Here is an 18218-nt window from a genome sequence, read left to right on the forward strand (position 1 = left end):
ACATTCAATAAACTGAGAAAATAATAGAGTTTTATGACCTTATCACCTGTAGATTACCAATCGACATTAACTGCGGTTGATTTTGATCCATTTGCAGATGGAGAATTACTTCTAACCGCCCCCGCTACAGAATCACAAAAAGAAATTTGGGCTTCTGTGCAAATGGGCGATGCTGCTAATTGTGCTTATAACGAGTCTCAATCTCTGCGACTAAAAGGCGAACTTGATGTCAAAATTTTCCAATCTGCGGTGGAAAAGTTAGTACAACGTCATGAAGCGCTACGAACAACTTTTAGTACCGATGGTAATACACTCTGTATTGTTGCTTCTCGGCAAATTGAAATTCCTATTATTGAACTGTCTAATCTAAAACCACAGGAACAACAGGAAAAATTAGCTAGTATCTTGCGACAAGAGGTAGAGCAACCTTTTGATTTGGAACATGGCCCTCTATTTCGGGCAAAGATTGTCAAATTGCAGCCGCAGGAGCATTTAGCTATTTTGACAGCACATCATATTATTTGTGATGGTTGGTCTTGGGCAGTGCTGATGCCAGATTTGGGTAAATTTTATTCTAGCTTGCAACAGGGTATTGTTCCTGAATTAGAAGAACCAGACTACTTAAGTGAATATGCGATTTTGCAGGAAGAAGAGGCGGATAGTCCAGAAGCGATCGCCACAGAACAATACTGGTTACAACAATTCGCTGACTCTGTACCTGTACTCGATTTCCCTAGCGATCGCCCCCGTCCCCCACTCAGAACCTTTAACGCCGCCCGCGAAGATTGGCATTTAAATTCCGAACTAGTTACCAACCTCAAACAACTAGGAACAAAACTTGGTTGTAGCTTTATGACTACGATCCTGGGAGGATTCGAGGTCTGGCTGCACCGTCTGACAGGACAAAACGATTTAGTTGTAGGTATTCCTGCCGCCGGACAAGCTGCTTTAGGGCAATATAATCTTGTAGGTCACTGTGTAAATTTACTACCATTGCGTAGCCAGATTAATGGCGAAAAATCGTTCAGTGACTACTTGCAAACGCGGCGATCGGCTGTCTTAGATGCTTATGACCATCAACAATTTACCTTTGGCAGTCTGGTCAAAAAATTAGTATTGCCACGGGATTCTAGCCGCATTCCCTTAGTACCAATTATATTTAATGTCGATCAAGCCTTAGACAGCGATCGACTTCCCTTTATCGATTTAGAGGTAGAATTTTTCTCCAATCCCCGCGCATTCGAGAATTTTGAACTGTTTATCAATGCTACGGAATCGCATGGTGAACTTATTCTGGAATGCCAGTACAACACTAACTTATTTGACGCTGATACTATCCGCCGCCGGATGGCAGAGTTTGAAACTTTGTTGTTGGGCATAGTTGCTAACCCTAATCAAATTATTGCTAAATTGCCAATTTTGCCAGCAGTTGAGCAACAGTTATTAGCAACATGGAACAATACTCAAACAGCTTATTCCCAAGATATCTGCATTCACCAGCTGTTTGAAACTCAAGTAGAGAAGACTCCAGATGCGATCGCTGTAGTTTTTGAAAATGAACAAATTAGCTACCGCGAACTGAATCAGCGAGCCAATCAGCTAGCCCATTATCTCCAAAGCTTAGGAGTCGGGTCAGAAGTTCTGGTTGGTCTGTGTGTCGAGCGCAGCTTGGAAATGGTTGTAGGAGTTTTAGGCATTCTCAAAGCCGGGGGAGCATACGTACCATTAGATTATGCTTATCCTCAAGAACGTTTAGCTTTCATGCTGCAAGATGCTCAGGTGTCAGTGTTATTAACGCAAGAGAAGCTAAAGTCGGGGCTACCCAACCATCAAGCAGAGATTGTTTGCCTTGATACCAACTGGCAGTCCATAAATAATTATGGGTTAGATAACCCAACACATAACGTCACTTCCAAAAACTTAGCCTACGTCATCTATACATCTGGCTCGACAGGTCAACCGAAAGGCGTTCAAATTCAACATCAGAGTGCTGTTAATCTCCTGAATGCGATCGCTAAAAAACCCGGTTTAACTGCTGAAGATACTCTCCTCTCTGTTACTAGCCTATCCTTTGATATTGCCGTTTCAGAAATTTTTCTACCCCTATCGGTAGGTGCGAAGTTGGTGTTGGTGAGCCGTGAAGTTGCGGCTGACGGCACACAACTGTTAAAAGCCCTAACCACCTCCGGGGCAACCTTTATGCAACCGACCCCAGTTACTTGGCGGCTATTACTGGCAGCCGGATGGCAAGGTAGTCCTCAACTGAAGATGATTTCCACAGGTGAAGCCTTACCTAAAGACCTCGCAAATCAATTATTACCGAAGGGAGCTTGTCTGTGGAACCTTTACGGGCCTACAGAAACAACGATTTGGTCAACAGGCTACAAGGTGACAACGGCAAATAAAGCAATAGGCATTGGTTGCCCTCTAGCTAATACACAAATCTACATTTTAGACTCCCATTTACAACCCGTTCCTATTGGTATATCAGGTGAGTTGTATATTGGTGGCGAAGGACTAGCAAGAGGATATCTGAATCGTCTCGAACTGACTGCTGAAAGATTTATTTCTAATCCCTTCAGCCCAAACCCTGAATCGCGCTTATATAAAACTGGAGATTTAGCTCGTTATTTACCAGATGGACATATTGAATACTTGGGTCGTATCGACTATCAGGTAAAATTGCGTGGTTTCCGCATAGAATTGGGTGAAATTGAAACCGCACTCCTGCAACATCCAGGAGTAAAAGAAGCTGTTGTAATTGTTCGAGAAGACATTCCTAATGAGACTAGTTTAGTCGGTTATATTGTTGCCGAAACTGGTCAAGATAGCTTGGAAGTGATTTCACAATTGCGTCGATTCTTGAAACAACAACTTCCTGACTTTATGGTGCCAACAATCTTTATGGCACTAGAAGCTATGCCGTTAACCCCCAATGGCAAAGTCGATCGCAAGGCATTGCCACAGCCTGATGCTTCCCGCCCAGAACTGGAGGCAAATTATGTAGCGCCTCGCACTCCCATTGAACAGCAGATTGCAGATATCTGGGCGCAGGTTCTTAATGTCAAGCAGGTTGGGATTAACGACAACTTTTTTGAATTGGGTGGGTATTCTCTACTAGGAATTCAAGTGGTTTCTCGAGTTCGCCAAGCCTTGCAAGCAGAAATTCTGATGTCCAATTTATTTGAATTACCAACGGTAGCGGATTTGGCTGAACGAGTGGAAACTCTGCGGTGGGCAACCCAAGGTGTTCAGGCTGCTGAGAGTGAAACAGCTGATGATTACGAGGAAGGTGAGCTATGAAAACATTAGATGAACTACTATCTGAGCTACGTCAGCGCGATGTCAAACTTTGGCTAGAGGGCGAACGCTTACGCTATCGGGCCGCAAAAGATAGTCTCACACCGGAATTGCTAACCGAGTTAAAAACTCAAAAAGCCGAAATCATCAACTTTCTCCGACAAATTGCCACAGCCGCCAGTTCACAGATTCCCCCAATTGTCGCTTGTGAACGGAATGGCAACTTGCCGCTTTCCTTTGGTCAGCAACGGATATGGTTCCTCCATCAGTTTGAACCTGATAGTTCCTCAAATAATATGCCAGTTGTCGTGCGTTTTACGGGGAATCTGAATGTTGCTGTCTTAGAGGAAAGTTTGAGAGAAGTCGTCCGTCGCCATGAAGTTCTGCGAACAACTTTTCCAGCAGTGAATGGAAAACCCACTCAAGTCATTGCTACCGATGTTTCCTTGACACTGCCAATAATTGACTTGCGGCAAGTACCAGATGAAGAACGAGAGGCGGAAGCTCACCTACTGGCAACTAAAGAAGCTCATCAACCCTTTGATTTAGGCAATGGGCCAATTTTGCGGGTGTTACTGCTGCAATTAAGCGATCGCGAACATCTGCTGATCTGGAATATGCACTGCATAGTTTGTGATGGTGCTTCGTCCGATCTGTTCTATCAAGACCTGATTACCATCTATAAAGCATTATCAGCAGGTCAGATTTCTCCTTTAACTCCTTTACCAGTACAGTATGCTGATTTTACCAATTGGCAATATCAATGGCTCCAAGGAGAGGTTTTAGAGTCACAGGTAAATTATTGGAAGCAAAAGCTAGAAGGTAATTTACCCATCATTGAGTTACCTTACGATCGCCCTCGTCCTCAAGGAGTGCAAACCTATCGAGGCGATCGCGCGGCCCTGCTGCTATCAAAGGCGCTGAACCATGCCCTGACAGACCTGAGTCAAAAATGGGGTGTCACCCTGTTCATGACTCTACTAGCAGCATTCGAGCTATTGCTCTACCGTTATTCTGGACAAGAAGACTTACTAATTAACTTTGCAAGTGCAGGTCGGGGACAAGTTGAAACGGAGGGGCTGATTGGATTTTTTTCTAATACTCTTGTACTGCGGAGTAACTTTGCAGGCAACCCAACTTTCCGAGAATTATTAGACCGAGTGCGTAAGGATTGCTTAGAGGCTTATACCCATCAAGACCTACCCTTTGAAAAGCTAATTGAAGAACTTAGACCAGAACAGCGAAGTCGCAATAGTTCACCCCTGTTTCAGGTAAAATTCTCCCTCAATCCTCCTTGGTCGAATGGTCGTGGGATGGCATCAGTACAACTACCTGATTTGACTATCACTTCTCTATTTGGCTACATCTATCATGGCAAAACCAAATACGATCTGACATTGGTCTTGCGGGAACAGGATAATGGTCTAGGCATGGTATTTGATTACAATGCCGAGATGTTTGATGCCAGTACAATAGAGCGGATGTTGGGACACTTCAAAACCTTACTCGAAGGTATTGTTGCTAATCCCGATCGCCCGATTGCTGAATTACCCCTGTTGACAGCACCTGAACAACATCAATTGTTAGTTGAGTGGAATAGCAAACAAGCTGATTATCCCCAGCATACTTGTATCCATGAGTGGTTTGAAACTCAAGCTAAAAAAACTCCAAATAATATTGCAGTCAGTTTTAAAAATCAGCAACTAACTTATCAGGAACTTAACCAACGGGCAAATCAACTAGCCTACTATTTGCAAACTTTAGGGGTAGAATCGGGGGTACTCATCGGTCTTTATCTAGAGCCTTCCCTGGAAATGATTGTGGGGCTGTTGGGTATTTTGAAAGTCGGTGGAACTTACGTACCGATCGCTCCGACATCTGGGCAAGATAATCTGGCTGTCATGTTAGAAGATGCCCAAATATCTTTAGTGTTAACCCAAAGCTCATTAGTTGAGAAGCTCTCTGAGCATCAGGCACAAGCTATCTGTTTGGATAGAGATTGGGAAGTTATTGCCGTACACGTGACTGAAAATCCAGAAAGTTATGGCACAGATCGGACTCTCGCTTGTGTAATGTATGTGTCCGGCTGCAATGGAAAACCCAACGGTATAGCTATTACCCACCATAATCTTGTCAGCCACAGCTTGGCAATTAGCCAAACTTGGGAGTTGACTCAGAGCGATCGCCTACTACTCATACCTAGTATCAGCTGCAATACGTTCATTGAATCACTCTTTCCCACTTGGATTACTGGTGCTACTGCAATTCTCCAATCTCAGGAGATGCAATCGACGGGGCAGTTTTTCCCATTCATTGCTCAACAACAAATTACTGTTGTTAATTTACCTACTGCTTTTTGGTATGAGTTAATTAAAGAGCCATCTGTATCTCCACAAAATTTGCCAGCCAGCTTGCGCTTAGTCATGGTTGGTGGTGAAAAAGTCTCACGCCATGCTTATCTAACTTGGGTAGAAAAAGTTGGTAAGCGAGTACGTTGGTTGAATGCTTATGGCTCGCTAGAAACAACTTTAACCGCCACGGTTTACGATCCGGAAACTGCCACTGAAGCCAGTAACACTCGGTCAGAAATTCCCATAGGAAAAGCGATCGCCAATACCCAAATCTACATCCTCGATCGGCGATCGCAACTTCTCCCTATTGGCGTGACTGGCGAAATCTACATCAGCGGTATCGGTGTTACCCAAGGCTACTTTAATCGTCCCGAATTAACATCTGAGAAATTTATCCCCAATCCCTTTAGCAGCGAATCTGGAGCATACCTTTACAGAACTGGTGATTTAGGACGCTACTTAAGCGACGGCAACATTGAGTTTGTGGGCCGCTTAGACAATCAGGTAAAAGTTTGCGGCTTTCGCATTGAGTTGGCTGAAATTGAAACAATTTTGGGTAAATATCCAGGCGTACAAAAAACTGTGGTGATTGCCAAAGAAGATGTTCTTGGGGATAAAATTTTAGTTGCTTATGTTGTCCCCAAACAAGGAAAGACTTTTGGGAGCGAGCAACTGCTGAGTTTTCTCCAGCAAAAGTTACCTGAACATTTGTTGCCTTCTGCCTTTTTCATCGTCGATTCTCTGCCATTGAATGCTAATAACCAAGTCAATCGCAAAGCCTTATCTGCGCTGAATACAACTAATTCTAAAATAGAAAAAACATTTGCCACAGCAGAAGATCCATTACAACTTCAGTTAACTAAAATCTGGGAAAACCTTTTAGGTATTCATCCCATTGGCATAAAAGACAACTTTTTTGATTTGGGTGGAAACTCACTACTTGCAGTACACCTGTTTTCTCAGATTGAAAAGACATTTGGTTTAAATCTGCCCTTAGCTATTCTCTTGCAATCTTCAACCATTGAGCAATTAACTAATTTTATTCGCCAGCAAGGGTTTTTGCCAGAAAGCCATAATCAGATTGAGAGTAATACTAGTATCAATTCAGAAAAACCGATGCCTTGGTCATCACTAGTACCAATGCAGCCCAACGGTTCCAAGCCACCGCTCTTTTGCATCCATGCAATTGGTTTAAGTGTCCTCTACTACCGAGATTTATCACTTCATTTAGGTGAAAATCAGCCATTTTATGCCCTACAAGCACGAGGATTAAATGGGAAAGAAGCTCCCTTTACCAAGCTTACAGAAATGGCGGCTCATTACATCAAAGAGATACAAACTATTCAACCTGAAGGCCCTTATTTTTTGGGTGGTTCCTCCTTTGGTGGACTAGTAGCTTGGGAAATGGCTCAACAACTCGTAAAACAAGGTCAAAAAGTAGCTCTGTTAGCTTTATTTGATACTACTGGTCCAAATTATATTAAACAAGCGCCATTAGAAAAGCGAGTTTCTCAGCATTGGGACAACCTGACAAAACTTGGGACTAATTACGTGCTTGAGCAAATCAGGAACAAAAGCTCTTGGCTGAAGTATAAACTTCAAGAAAAGTTCCGAAAATTGATCTTTAAATTTTCCTTAATAATTTGGCGGACTGTACCTTATAACTACCGGAAATTAACAATCGAAGAGGCCAATAAACAGGCAGCCAGAGAATACGTTCTAAAAGCTTATCCAGGTCGAGTCACTGTATTCCGAGCAGAAGAGCGCGTTGCATTGGAAAAACGCAAGGTTGACCCCCAAATGGGTTGGAGTGAAATGGTCTTAGGAGGTTTGGATATTCAAAATGTTCCAGGAAACCACGACTCTATTTTTAGAGAACCCAATGTCCGAACTCTATCTGAAAAGATGAGGGCTTGTATAGATCGAGCTATTGTAGACATCTAAATTTACAGAAATAGTTATAGCTTTCAACCTCATCTCGCTTGCGGGATGGGGTTGTTTTATTTGTGGGTAATAACTTTAACTATGTATGTATAAATTTGAGCGCCACTAAAGCCCTTGCATCAGTTATAAGCTGGAAAATACATAGTATATCTACTGAGGCTTGAATAAAAATCAGACAATAAGCTATATAGTACATTCTTCACTTTGCTAGAAAAGAAGATTACTTTTACAAACTATTTTGCAATCTCAAGGGAAATATGACACAGAAAATCCTGAATTTTGTAGAAGTTCAAAAAGATAATACAAATGGAGTCGATGGACTTGCTGGTGCTAAATCCCTCACCGTCAGCCCCGATGGAAAATTCCTCTATGCATCTGGATATAGTGGCTCGGCTGTAGCAGTATTTGAGCGGGATACAACCACAGGCGCACTGAGTTTTGTAGAAGTTCAAAAAGATGATACAAATGGTGTCGATGGGCTTGGTGGTGCTGAATCTCTCACAGTCAGCCCCGATGGAAAATTCCTTTATGCTGCTGGATATAATGACTCGGCTGTAGCGGTATTTGAGCGGGATACAACCACAGGCGCACTGAGTTTTGTAGAAGTTCAAAAAGATGATACAAATGGTGTCGATGGGCTTGGTGGTGCTAAATCCCTCATCGTCAGCCCCGATGGAAAATTCCTCTATGCTGCTGGATATAGTGACTCGGCTGTAGCGGTATTTGAGCGGGATACAACCATAGGCGCACTGAGTTTTGTAGAAGTTCAACAAGATGATACAAATGGTGTTGATGGGCTTGGTGGTGCTGAATTTCTCACTGTCAGCCCCGATGGAAAATTCCTCTATGCTGCTGGATATAGTGACTCGGCGATAGCGGTATTTGAGCGGGATACAACCACAGGCGCACTGAGTTTTGTAGAATTTCAAAAAGATGATACAAATGGTGTCGATGGACTTGCTGGTGCTAAATCCCTCACAGTCAGCCCCGATGGAAAATACCTCTATGCTGCTGGATATAGTGACTCGGCTGTAGCTGTGTTTGAGCGGGATACAACCACAGGCAAACTAAGTTTTGTGGAAGTTCAAAAAGATGGTATCAGTAGTGTCGATGGGCTTGGTGGTGCTGAATCCCTCACCGTCAGTCCCGATGGAAAATACCTCTATGCTGCTGGATATGATGACTCGGCTGTAGCTGTGTTTGAGCGGGATACAACCACAGGCAAACTGAGTTTTGTGGAAGTTCAAAAAGATGATACAGATGGTGTCGATGGACTTGGTGGTGCGGTTTCTGTAACTCTCAGCTCCGATGGCAAATACCTTTATACTGCTGGGTCTGATGACTCGGCAGTGGCGGTGTTTGGTGCGCCTTTCAATCATGCGCCAGAGGTGGAAAATGAAATTCTCGATCAAGAAACCACCGAAGATAGTGTCTTCAAATTCACCCTTCCAGTTGACACCTTTAGCGATGCAGATGTTGAAGATACCCTGACTTACACTGCAACTCTAGAAAACGATGACCTACTGCCTACTTGGTTGAAGTTCGATCCTGCTACTCTTACCTTCAGTGGGACTCCCACAAATAAGGATGTAGGTAATCTAAACATCAAAGTCACTGCTAAAGATATTGCTGGAGAGGAGGCTAGTGATATATTTACGCTTGGGGTTGCCGATAAAAATACTCCTACTACTCTATTCACATTAATTACAGGCGATATCTTTAGTGTCAAGACTAAGCTGAAGACTAAAGGCAATAAAGCAAAAATCTCCATCAAAATTAAAACCAGCACTTTTAAAGAGGTGAATGAGCTGTGTGTATTTAATGTTGATGATGATGAAGGTAAGATTGATGGCATAGCCCCTGGTGCAGAAGGCTATACACAAGCTGCTCTTTTACGCTCCAAGGTGATTTTCTTTTCCCTTGCTAATATGCCCAAGGGTTTCAAGCATGACGATGTGAATAACGTCTTAGAATTTGACTCTGATACCAAACTCCGATTCTATAGCGTATCCAACAGTACTACTCAGGCTGTACTGTCTGGAAAAGCATCTTTTTCAAGTGTCGTTTTTTCCTCAGCCACAAATACTAACATAGGAGAGGAAGGCTTTTCTCTTAACTTCCAAAATTTTGCTGTAACGGTTCAGGCAACAAATCAAGAAATATCTTTGGGTACAAATTTGCAAGGCAAAAAGGAAGGCGAACTGATTGATTTACGGGGTGTAGGACAATCGGTAAAAGCTGACTTCAAGGTTTATAGAGAAGCTGCACTGAACAACTTTGTCGGTTTTTATCGGGTGGCTGATGAAAATGGTGGCATTGACACCAATAGCGATGGTAAAGCAGATATTCTCGTTGGACAAGCAGGTTATGCTGAAGCCGCTGTGCGTGGGCGTGTTACAGGCGTTGACTTGACGGTGAGCAATCAAGGTTCGGCAACATCTACCAGCACTTTCGGAACTGATTCGTTATTTGCACCCTTTATTATTATCAATGGTAAAGCAGATAAGTTTCTCGATAATAATGCTAATAACGATCCGAAGATTTACTTCTCATTTTTGGGTGCTAACTCAGATAAGGTAGATCACATTCGACTGTTGGGAAATAACACCTTTGGTTTTGAAGATTTAGCCAATGGTGGTGATAAAGATTACAACGATATGATTGTACAGCTAAATTTGAGTGTCAATCTTGCCTAGATGAAAGGCGAGTAATTACTTAGAAAAATAATACAACCTCATTCCGTTTGCGGGGTGAGGTTGTTTTCTGCATAGCGATTACATGGACTCATGTATGTATAAATGCGATCGCAAATACAGTCTTTGCATCAGTCTAAAGCTATGTATAGGCATGTTACAGGCATTTTTTTACGGTGAATAAGGACAGCAAATTATACTGCGACTTTCAAAGCTGCTTCGCTGTTTGCGCCATTTATTATTGTTGATGGCAAATATGATGCTATTTGCGATGGCAATGGTAATATTGATCCGCAGGTTTAGGCAGTAAATTTACTGGAGTTGACTATTAGCCTTTTATATAAGTTTAATAATTGACTCCTTTACGATACCAAAAAAATCCTGTTTCTACGTGTTTACAGGATATGGAACGTAATGGCTGTCACGAAAAAACCATTAATTAATAAGAGTAATTATGTCAGACACCATCCCGATAGCGATCGCAAAAGAGCCAACTCAAGATTTGTATGAGCAAATACCTGCTACTCACTTAGTTTTCATCGACTCACAGGTTGAGAACTACCAAAGTCTGGTAGCAGGTGTACTGCCTAACACCTCTGTTGTAGTCTTAGACCCTGACCAGAATGGCATTGAACAAATTAGCCAAGTCCTGGCAACTCATCGGGAAATCAACAGCCTACACATTGTTTCTCACGGCGCACCAGGGCAAGTTTATCTGGGAAACAGTCAACTCAGCTACGAAACCCTCAACCATTATGCTTGGCAACTCATGGACTGGGCAAATGTTTTGAGTGCCGATGCACAATTACTATTGTATGGTTGCGAAGTCGGGCAAACAGAGCAAGGTAAAGCATTTGTACAGCGCCTGAGTGAATTGACAGGTGCAGTAGTAGCGGCGTCTGATGACTTAACGGGGAGTACTGCATTAGGTGGTAACTGGAAACTAAAAGTTTCTACGGGGGCAATTGTTCCTACTTTGGCGTTTCAGCCAGAAGTAATGGCAGCCTACGCTTCAGTACTAACTGCTCCAGTCTTGGGAAAAGAAATCGCAGACCAAAAAGCCACCCCAGGTATTCTCTTCAGCTTCACTGTACCAGATGACATTTTCACCGATCCAGATGTCGGAGATAGCCTTACCTACACTGCAACTCTGGACAATGATACGCCTTTGCCGAATGGGTTGAAGTTCAATGCTGCTACCAAGACTTTCAGTGGTACTCCCGGTAATGGGGACGTAGGTAGTCTAAACATCAAAGTTACCGCTAAGGATGTTGGTGGAGAAACAGCCAGTGATGTGTTTAAACTTACTGTTGATACTCCTCCAGTCTTGTCCAAGGCGATCGCAGACCAACAAGCAACCCAAGGTATTTTCTTCAGTTTCACTGTACCAGATGACACTTTCACTGATCCAGATGTCGGAGATAGCTTTACCTATACTGCAACTCTGGACAACGATAAGCCTCTGCCAAATGGGTTGAAGTTCAATGCTGCTACCAAGACTTTCAGTGGCACTCCTGAGAATCAGGATGTAGGTAGTATAAATATCAAAGTTACTGCTCAAGATGTTGCTGGAGAGCAAGCCAGTGATGTGTTTAAAATCACGATTAATAATGTCAACGATCCTCCAGTCTTGGTAAAAGAAATTGCAGACCAACAAGTTACTGAAGACACACTCTTCAATTTCACCATCCCAGATGACACTTTTACCGATCCGGATGTTGGAGACATCCTCACCTACACTGCAACCTTAGAAAATGATAACCTACTACCTACTTGGTTAAACTTTAATCCTACTACCCTCACCTTCAGTGGTAATCCTAAGAATAAAGATGTAGGTAGTTTGAACATCAAAGTCATAGCTAAGGATGTTGCTGGAGAGAAAGCCAGTGATGTGTTTAAACTTGCGGTTACTGACGATACCGCTGTAGTGACACAAATTACAGGTGATATCTTTAGTGTCAAGACTAAGCTGAACATTAAAGGTGATAAAGGAAAACTCTCAATCAAGATTAGAAACAACACTTCTAAAGAGGTGAACGAACTAAATGTATTTACTGTTGACGATGAACAAGGTAGGATTAACGGCATAGCCCCTGGTGCAGAAGGCTATACGCAAGCGGCTCTTTTGCGTTCAAAGGTGGTTTTCTCCGCTCTTGCCAATCTGCCTAATGGTTTTAATCTTGCCGACCTGAAAAGCATATTAGAATTCGACTCTGATACCAAACTCAGATTTTATCTGGTATCCAACAGTACTACTCAGTCTGTGCTGTCTGGAAAAACCCCCTTCTCAAGTGTGCTTTTTTCCTCAGCTACAAATAACGACATAGAAGGTCAAGGGTTTTCTCTTAATTTTCAGAATTTGGTAGTGAATATTCAGCCAACCAATCAAGAAGTATCTTTAGGTACTGGTCTGCAAGGCGAATATCAAGGCGAACTGATTGATTTAGGGAGTGTGACGCAATCGGTAACAGCTGAGTTTGCAGTCAACAGAGAGGCAGCTTACAATAACTTTGTCGGCTTCTATCAGGTGGCTGATGAAAATGGTGGTATTGACACCAACGGTGATGGTACAGCAGATATTCTTGTTGGTCAGGCTGGTTACACCGAAGCCGCTGTGCGCGGGCGTGTTGCAGGCATTGACTTGGCAGTGGGCAACCAAAGCACTGCAAATTACACTGGCACTTTCGGGCCGAATTCTTTATTTGCACCATTTATTATTGTGGATGGCAAACCCGATGCAATTCTCAATGGTAATGCCAATAAAAATGTTTACTTCACATTCTTGGGTGCTAATTCAGATAAGGTAGATCACATTCGATTATTGGGAAATAACACCTTTGGTTTTGAAGATTTAGCCAATGGTGGTGATAAAGATTACAACGATGTGATTGTGCAGGTCAATTTGAGTGTTAATCTTGCTTAGTATCAAACACGAGTAATTACTTAGCAAAATCGGGCAACCTCATCCTGGTTGTAGGGTGAGGTTGTTTTGTGGGGAGCATCCCTCTTTGGCGAAAACATCAAATGGCGAGTGTTCCGTTGAGATAAGCACAACGAACAGAAAGTATTGAATTAACGTTGTCAACTTTCCACTGCGCTCCAGAAATTTTAATCCTTGTACCAAGAAGCTTAATAGCAGATTCCACTGCTCCAGAACCCACAGAACAGACTTGTTCAGCTTGGCAATAGCTGTAGTTAACAATTCTTTGGCGATGGCGCTCTAGATAAGCAGAGAAATTCTGTACCTGCTTACCTTTACAATTGATAAACAAAGCCTGTGTTGCTTCCACCTGCCCTTGCCACAACAGCACTTCAGCTTTTTTAAGCCGCTTTAAGGAACCACCAACTTTATAGAGATTTTCTTTGAGATGAAACCAATCTAAAATTTCCCATCTTTGGTTGGCGATCGCAAACTCCCGAACTAAATTCCATACTCCTTCATGACCATCTCCTAAACATACAAGCGGGTTGATCAAGGGTTGACTGTTGACGTAATCGATTAATGATTGATTCGAGTCAAAAAACGCACCATAGTATATGCCTTGTAAACGCACAGTTTTATAGTCTCGCCAGTAACAACCTTCTTTTGGCTTTCCCCGCAGTCGAATTTTTCCTCCATCCACACTCACTTCTGAGACGGGTTGAAGTGCTTGTGGCAATTGCAAATCTTGCCGTAGCACTAGTATGCGCTGAGTTGAGTGACCCACGGCTACCCCCGTCAACGCCTCTATCTCGGCTTCGGCATTTTGATATGACTCGTTTGCAGACAGTCGTAAGCAACATTTTTCCAATAAAGGACTGAGTTGACTACGTGGCTTCAATCCTAATCGTTGTGCTTGTTTCGCTTTCAACTTCAGCACCCCCACACAACTTTTCACTCTTCGGAGTTTACCTATTTTGGTTCCTGTTGTTTGTTCAATAAAAAAAGGGCGATTTCGGGACTCACTAGTTCCAACATCTGAGTTCGCACTGTTTTTTCAATGCTTTCAAGGTTAGTTAGTTTACTCTTGTCCGTCTGTTCATACAACAGGGTTGCTAGTTCTTTTAAGCAGGCTTCTAGACGTGCTTGTTTTTCGGGTGTCATGTTTTTCGATGGGCGGTTTAGGTATTCTCCTACATTCTCCCAACAACTGGTATATCTGCCAAAAAGGGATGCTCCCGTTTTGTGCATAGTGATGAGATGGACTAGCTATTAATTAAATTAGTAAATTTACTGAAGGCACTTATTGTCTTTCCTTCATAAATTTAATAGTTGACTCCTCTAGGGTGAAAAAATCTTCCGCTTTACTTTTCAAGTTAAATTTTATTAAATTAAGCTAGCAAAAAAGTGATGGAGAATTATTTCATAATTAGCGTATAGGTGATGTTTAACGAGAAAAGCTCCTGTTTTTCGCCATTAGTGATATTGTTAATCCCTGTATTCAAGAATTTGTCAAAAATAATTCAGAAATTTAAAGTTTTTTTTATTACATAATTCTTAACTAGGATATTTACTTAGGAAAGCATCTGTGATATTTTCATGTTGACTATCATAAAGTAAAATATGCAGCGCTAAATTTAACAACCACGTTTATGTGTTTTGGTTTGGTGATGAGTATCCATCTTGCATAGTTGCAATACTAAGATGTTAATTTTAATTTTGTATAAATTATGTAGCGTTAACCAAGTGATAACTTGTCCTCGATCTATTTAGAGTATGCTTTATTTTGAAAAACGTATAACAATCGTCACCGTGTGATATAAATACAGGTCTGCAATTAGACGAGCTTGCCCTCTGTGATTTTACATATTTGAACACCTTAATACCACAGAAGTCTTGTCATTGCTGGCATAAAACCAAACACTGCCACTGTTAGTAAAAGAGATACTCCCTAATATTTTCGACTTAATTCCTCACTTTAACTAGTTTTATATGACTTATATTAAGAACACTTTTCCCGAATTTCTCACCACCCTAGAGGGGTTTGAGCAGTTGCCAGATGGAGCGATCGCTAATCTATCAGAACAACTCCAAGCCTGGCGCTATCGTATAGGTCAAAAAATCATCGGTAAAGAAAGTCTCCCAGAACGGATCACCATCATTTATGAGGGACAAGTGCGCCTGTTGGGATACGACCCCCAGACGCAAATGCCAATTACCCTAAAATTATTACAACCGGGGGAAATTATCGGCGAAATTGGTTTGTTGCGCGATGTCCCCTGTGAAACAGCGATCGCTTCCACCGAAGTAGTATGTTTAACCTTGAGTGCATCAGCATATTTTAGCTTTCTGGCTTTATACCCAGCCTTTGCCGAAGCTCGCAAGAACCGCAGTTATTTGGTAGAAGTTTTCGATATTCTCGGTTCTTATTGGCAAAAGCAAGCGATCGCCACTTTAAATCTCAGAGAACTGGCAGAAAAAGCCTTACCACAGGCGAAAATACATTATCTCCCTTCCGGAAAAACTCCCTTCAACCAACTGGATAGCAAAAGCGTTTGGTTTGTAAGTGGCGGTGGTACAGTCACCAATTTCTCACCTGGCGATCGCCTAGAAGCGGAAGATGACAGAGACAAGATCCAGGTCATTGGTCAAAACCCCGCACGCTTGCTTAGTATACATCCGTCAGATTTGATTTTAGAAGATAGTCATGAGATAGAACTTGCGGTAACTGAAACTAGAGTAGATAGAGATAGCGCTGACGACCTAGATATTATTCCCTACGCATCAGACGAAATAGTTCCACAGACAGCCCCTCAAAACTCCAAAAATTCGTCGAAACAAAAATACCCATTTTTTGGCGGGAAAGGAGAACTAAATACAGCCTTCGCCTGCTTCCAAATGATCGCGAAGCACCTAGAAATGCCGTTTCGTCGAGAGGTGGTTCGCCGCATTTTAACTGAGCAAATCAAACGTCAGGGAACTATATCGTTTCAAGTTACTGCTTACCTAGCAGAATTAATCGGACTTAAGGCGCAGTTGATAGAGTTACCAGTCGCTTCAGTAACGCGCATTCCGACACCAGCGCTGATTCGCTACGGTGATAATTTTGCCGTTTTATATGAAGTAGATGCCAATACCGTGGTTGTAGGTGTTCCATCCAGAGGAATTGTGCGCTGCAAACCCGCTCAATTGGTTGAACAATTAGATGTCGATCCAACTGACTTTCCGCCCAAAGTTCGGGTATTACTGCTGACTGCTACCAACCAAACACCTCAAGAACGCTTTAGTTTACGGTGGTTTCTGCCCTACTTGTCAAAGCACCGTCGAGTCCTGATAGAGGTCTTTATCGCTTCCTTTTTCGTGCAGTTGGCAGCGTTGGCAAATCCGCTAGTCGTTCAGTTAATTATCGACAAAGTTATCACTCAAAATAGCATTGGCACACTACATATTTTGGGTGTTTTGCTATTAGTAGTCGGGCTATTTGAAGCAGTCTTGACTACTTTACGAACCTACTTATTTGTCGATACCACGAACCGGATCGATATGGGTTTAGGGTCGCAAATCATTGACCATTTACTACGTCTACCGCTACGCTATTTTGAACGCCGACCGGTGGGTGAACTTTCTACTCGCATTAACGAACTAGAAAATATCCGCCAATTCTTGACTGGTACTGCTTTAACAGTGGGATTAGATGCTTTGTTTTCGCTGGTTTATATCGGTGTGATGCTGATTTACAGTTGGCAACTCACGTTAGTCGGCTTAAGCACAATTCCAATATTTGTGATTATCACCTTAGTTGCTTCTCCCACCATTAGCAGACAGTTACGTGCCAAAGCCGAACGCAACGCCGAAACTCAATCTTATTTAGTGGAGGTGATGTCAGGCATTCAAACAGTAAAAGCGCAAAATATTGAATTGCGATCGCGCTTTTCCTGGCAAGAGCGTTATGCTCGATTTGTCGCCGCTGGTTTTAAAACAGTTGTAACTTCTACCCTCGCCAATTCTACCAGCAACTTTCTCAACAAACTCAGCAGCTTACTAGTTCTGTGGGTAGGAGCTTATTTAGTACTGCAACAACAATTAACTTTAGGCGAATTAATTGCTTTTAGGATTATATCGGGTTATGTCACCAGCCCAATATTACGTTTAGCTCAACTCTGGCAAAGCTTCCAAGAAACTGCCTTGTCTCTAGAGCGTTTAAGCGATATTGTTGATACCCCACAAGAAGGAGAAACAGACCGCTACAATATACCTTTACCGACGATTAAGGGAGCAGTGAAATATGAAAATGTTTCCTTTCGTTTTGGCACAAGTGGCCCTCTGCAACTTTCTAATGTCAACCTAGAATTTGAGCCAGGGAAATTTGTTGGCATTGTCGGACAAAGTGGATCTGGGAAAAGTACGATGATGAAATTACTGCTGAGACTCTACGAAACTGAGTCTGGCAGAATTTTGATTGATGGTTATGATATTGCCAAAGTGGAACTTTATTCGTTGCGACGACAAATTGGCGTAGTTCCCCAAGAGACATTATTGTTTGACGGTAGCGTTCAGGAAAATATTGCCCTAACCAATCCCGATGCTACAACCGAAGAAATTATCGAAGCGGCTCAAGTTGCGTGCGCCCACGAGTTTATCATGAACTTACCCAACGGTTACAACACGCGGGTGGGAGAACGGGGTTCTGCACTTTCAGGTGGACAACGACAAAGAATTGCGATCGCTCGTTCAGTTTTACAACGACCAAAATTATTAGTTTTAGACGAAGCAACTAGCGCATTAGACTATCCCACAGAACGGCAAATATGTCTCAATTTAGCCAAAGCATTCAAGGGCGATACAGTATTTTTTATTACCCATCGACTGAATACCGTCAGTAATGCAGATATGATTGTTGTGATGGATAACAGCAGGGTTATAGAACAAGGTAGCCATCAAGAATTAATGGCTACTAAGGGTCATTATTATTACCTGTATCAGCAACAAGATGTAAACTTGTAATTAGTC

General features: G+C 42.4%; 5 protein-coding genes and 1 pseudogene. 5 read left to right on the plus strand and 1 reads right to left on the minus strand.

The window, feature by feature from the left end; genetic code table 11:
* Positions 1–33: 33 nt before the first annotated feature.
* The 4 genes and pseudogenes from V7K45_RS29155 to V7K45_RS29170 all read left to right on the plus strand — a co-directional run.
* A pseudogene (locus tag V7K45_RS29155) lies at positions 34–3300 on the plus strand (non-ribosomal peptide synthetase); the annotation flags it as partial.
* Positions 3300–7595 carry an amino acid adenylation domain-containing protein gene (locus V7K45_RS29160; RefSeq protein ID WP_335008868.1) on the plus strand — a complete coding sequence of 1432 codons (4296 nt, stop codon included), beginning with the start codon at positions 3300–3302 and terminating at the stop codon, positions 7593–7595. The pseudogene V7K45_RS29155 and the gene V7K45_RS29160, both read left to right, overlap by 1 nt.
* Before the next feature lie 257 nt (positions 7596–7852).
* Positions 7853–10291: a beta-propeller fold lactonase family protein gene (locus tag V7K45_RS29165; protein WP_335008870.1), complete on the plus strand. Its 2439-nt coding sequence runs from the start codon at positions 7853–7855 to the stop codon at positions 10289–10291.
* Positions 10292–10742: 451 nt separating this feature from the next.
* On the plus strand, positions 10743–13211 hold the full coding sequence (locus tag V7K45_RS29170; RefSeq protein ID WP_335008872.1) for a putative Ig domain-containing protein: 2469 nt from the start codon (positions 10743–10745) through the stop codon (positions 13209–13211).
* 97 nt (positions 13212–13308) lie between these two features.
* On the opposite strand, the gene V7K45_RS29175 is transcribed toward V7K45_RS29170, so the two are convergent.
* A protein-coding gene (locus V7K45_RS29175) for an ISKra4 family transposase (RefSeq protein WP_335008874.1) occupies positions 13309–14372 on the minus strand; the annotation gives its coding sequence in 2 pieces (ribosomal slippage) (positions 13309–14216 and positions 14216–14372; 1065 coding nt in all).
* A gap of 828 nt (positions 14373–15200) precedes the next feature.
* Between V7K45_RS29175 and V7K45_RS29180 the strand changes: the two genes are divergently transcribed.
* Positions 15201–18212: a peptidase domain-containing ABC transporter gene (locus V7K45_RS29180; protein WP_335008876.1), complete on the plus strand. Its 3012-nt coding sequence runs from the start codon at positions 15201–15203 to the stop codon at positions 18210–18212.
* The last annotated feature ends 6 nt before the right edge of the window (positions 18213–18218 follow it).

This window comes from Nostoc sp. (assembly GCF_036917375.1).
Classification (GTDB): Bacteria; Cyanobacteriota; Cyanobacteriia; order Cyanobacteriales; family Nostocaceae; genus Nostoc.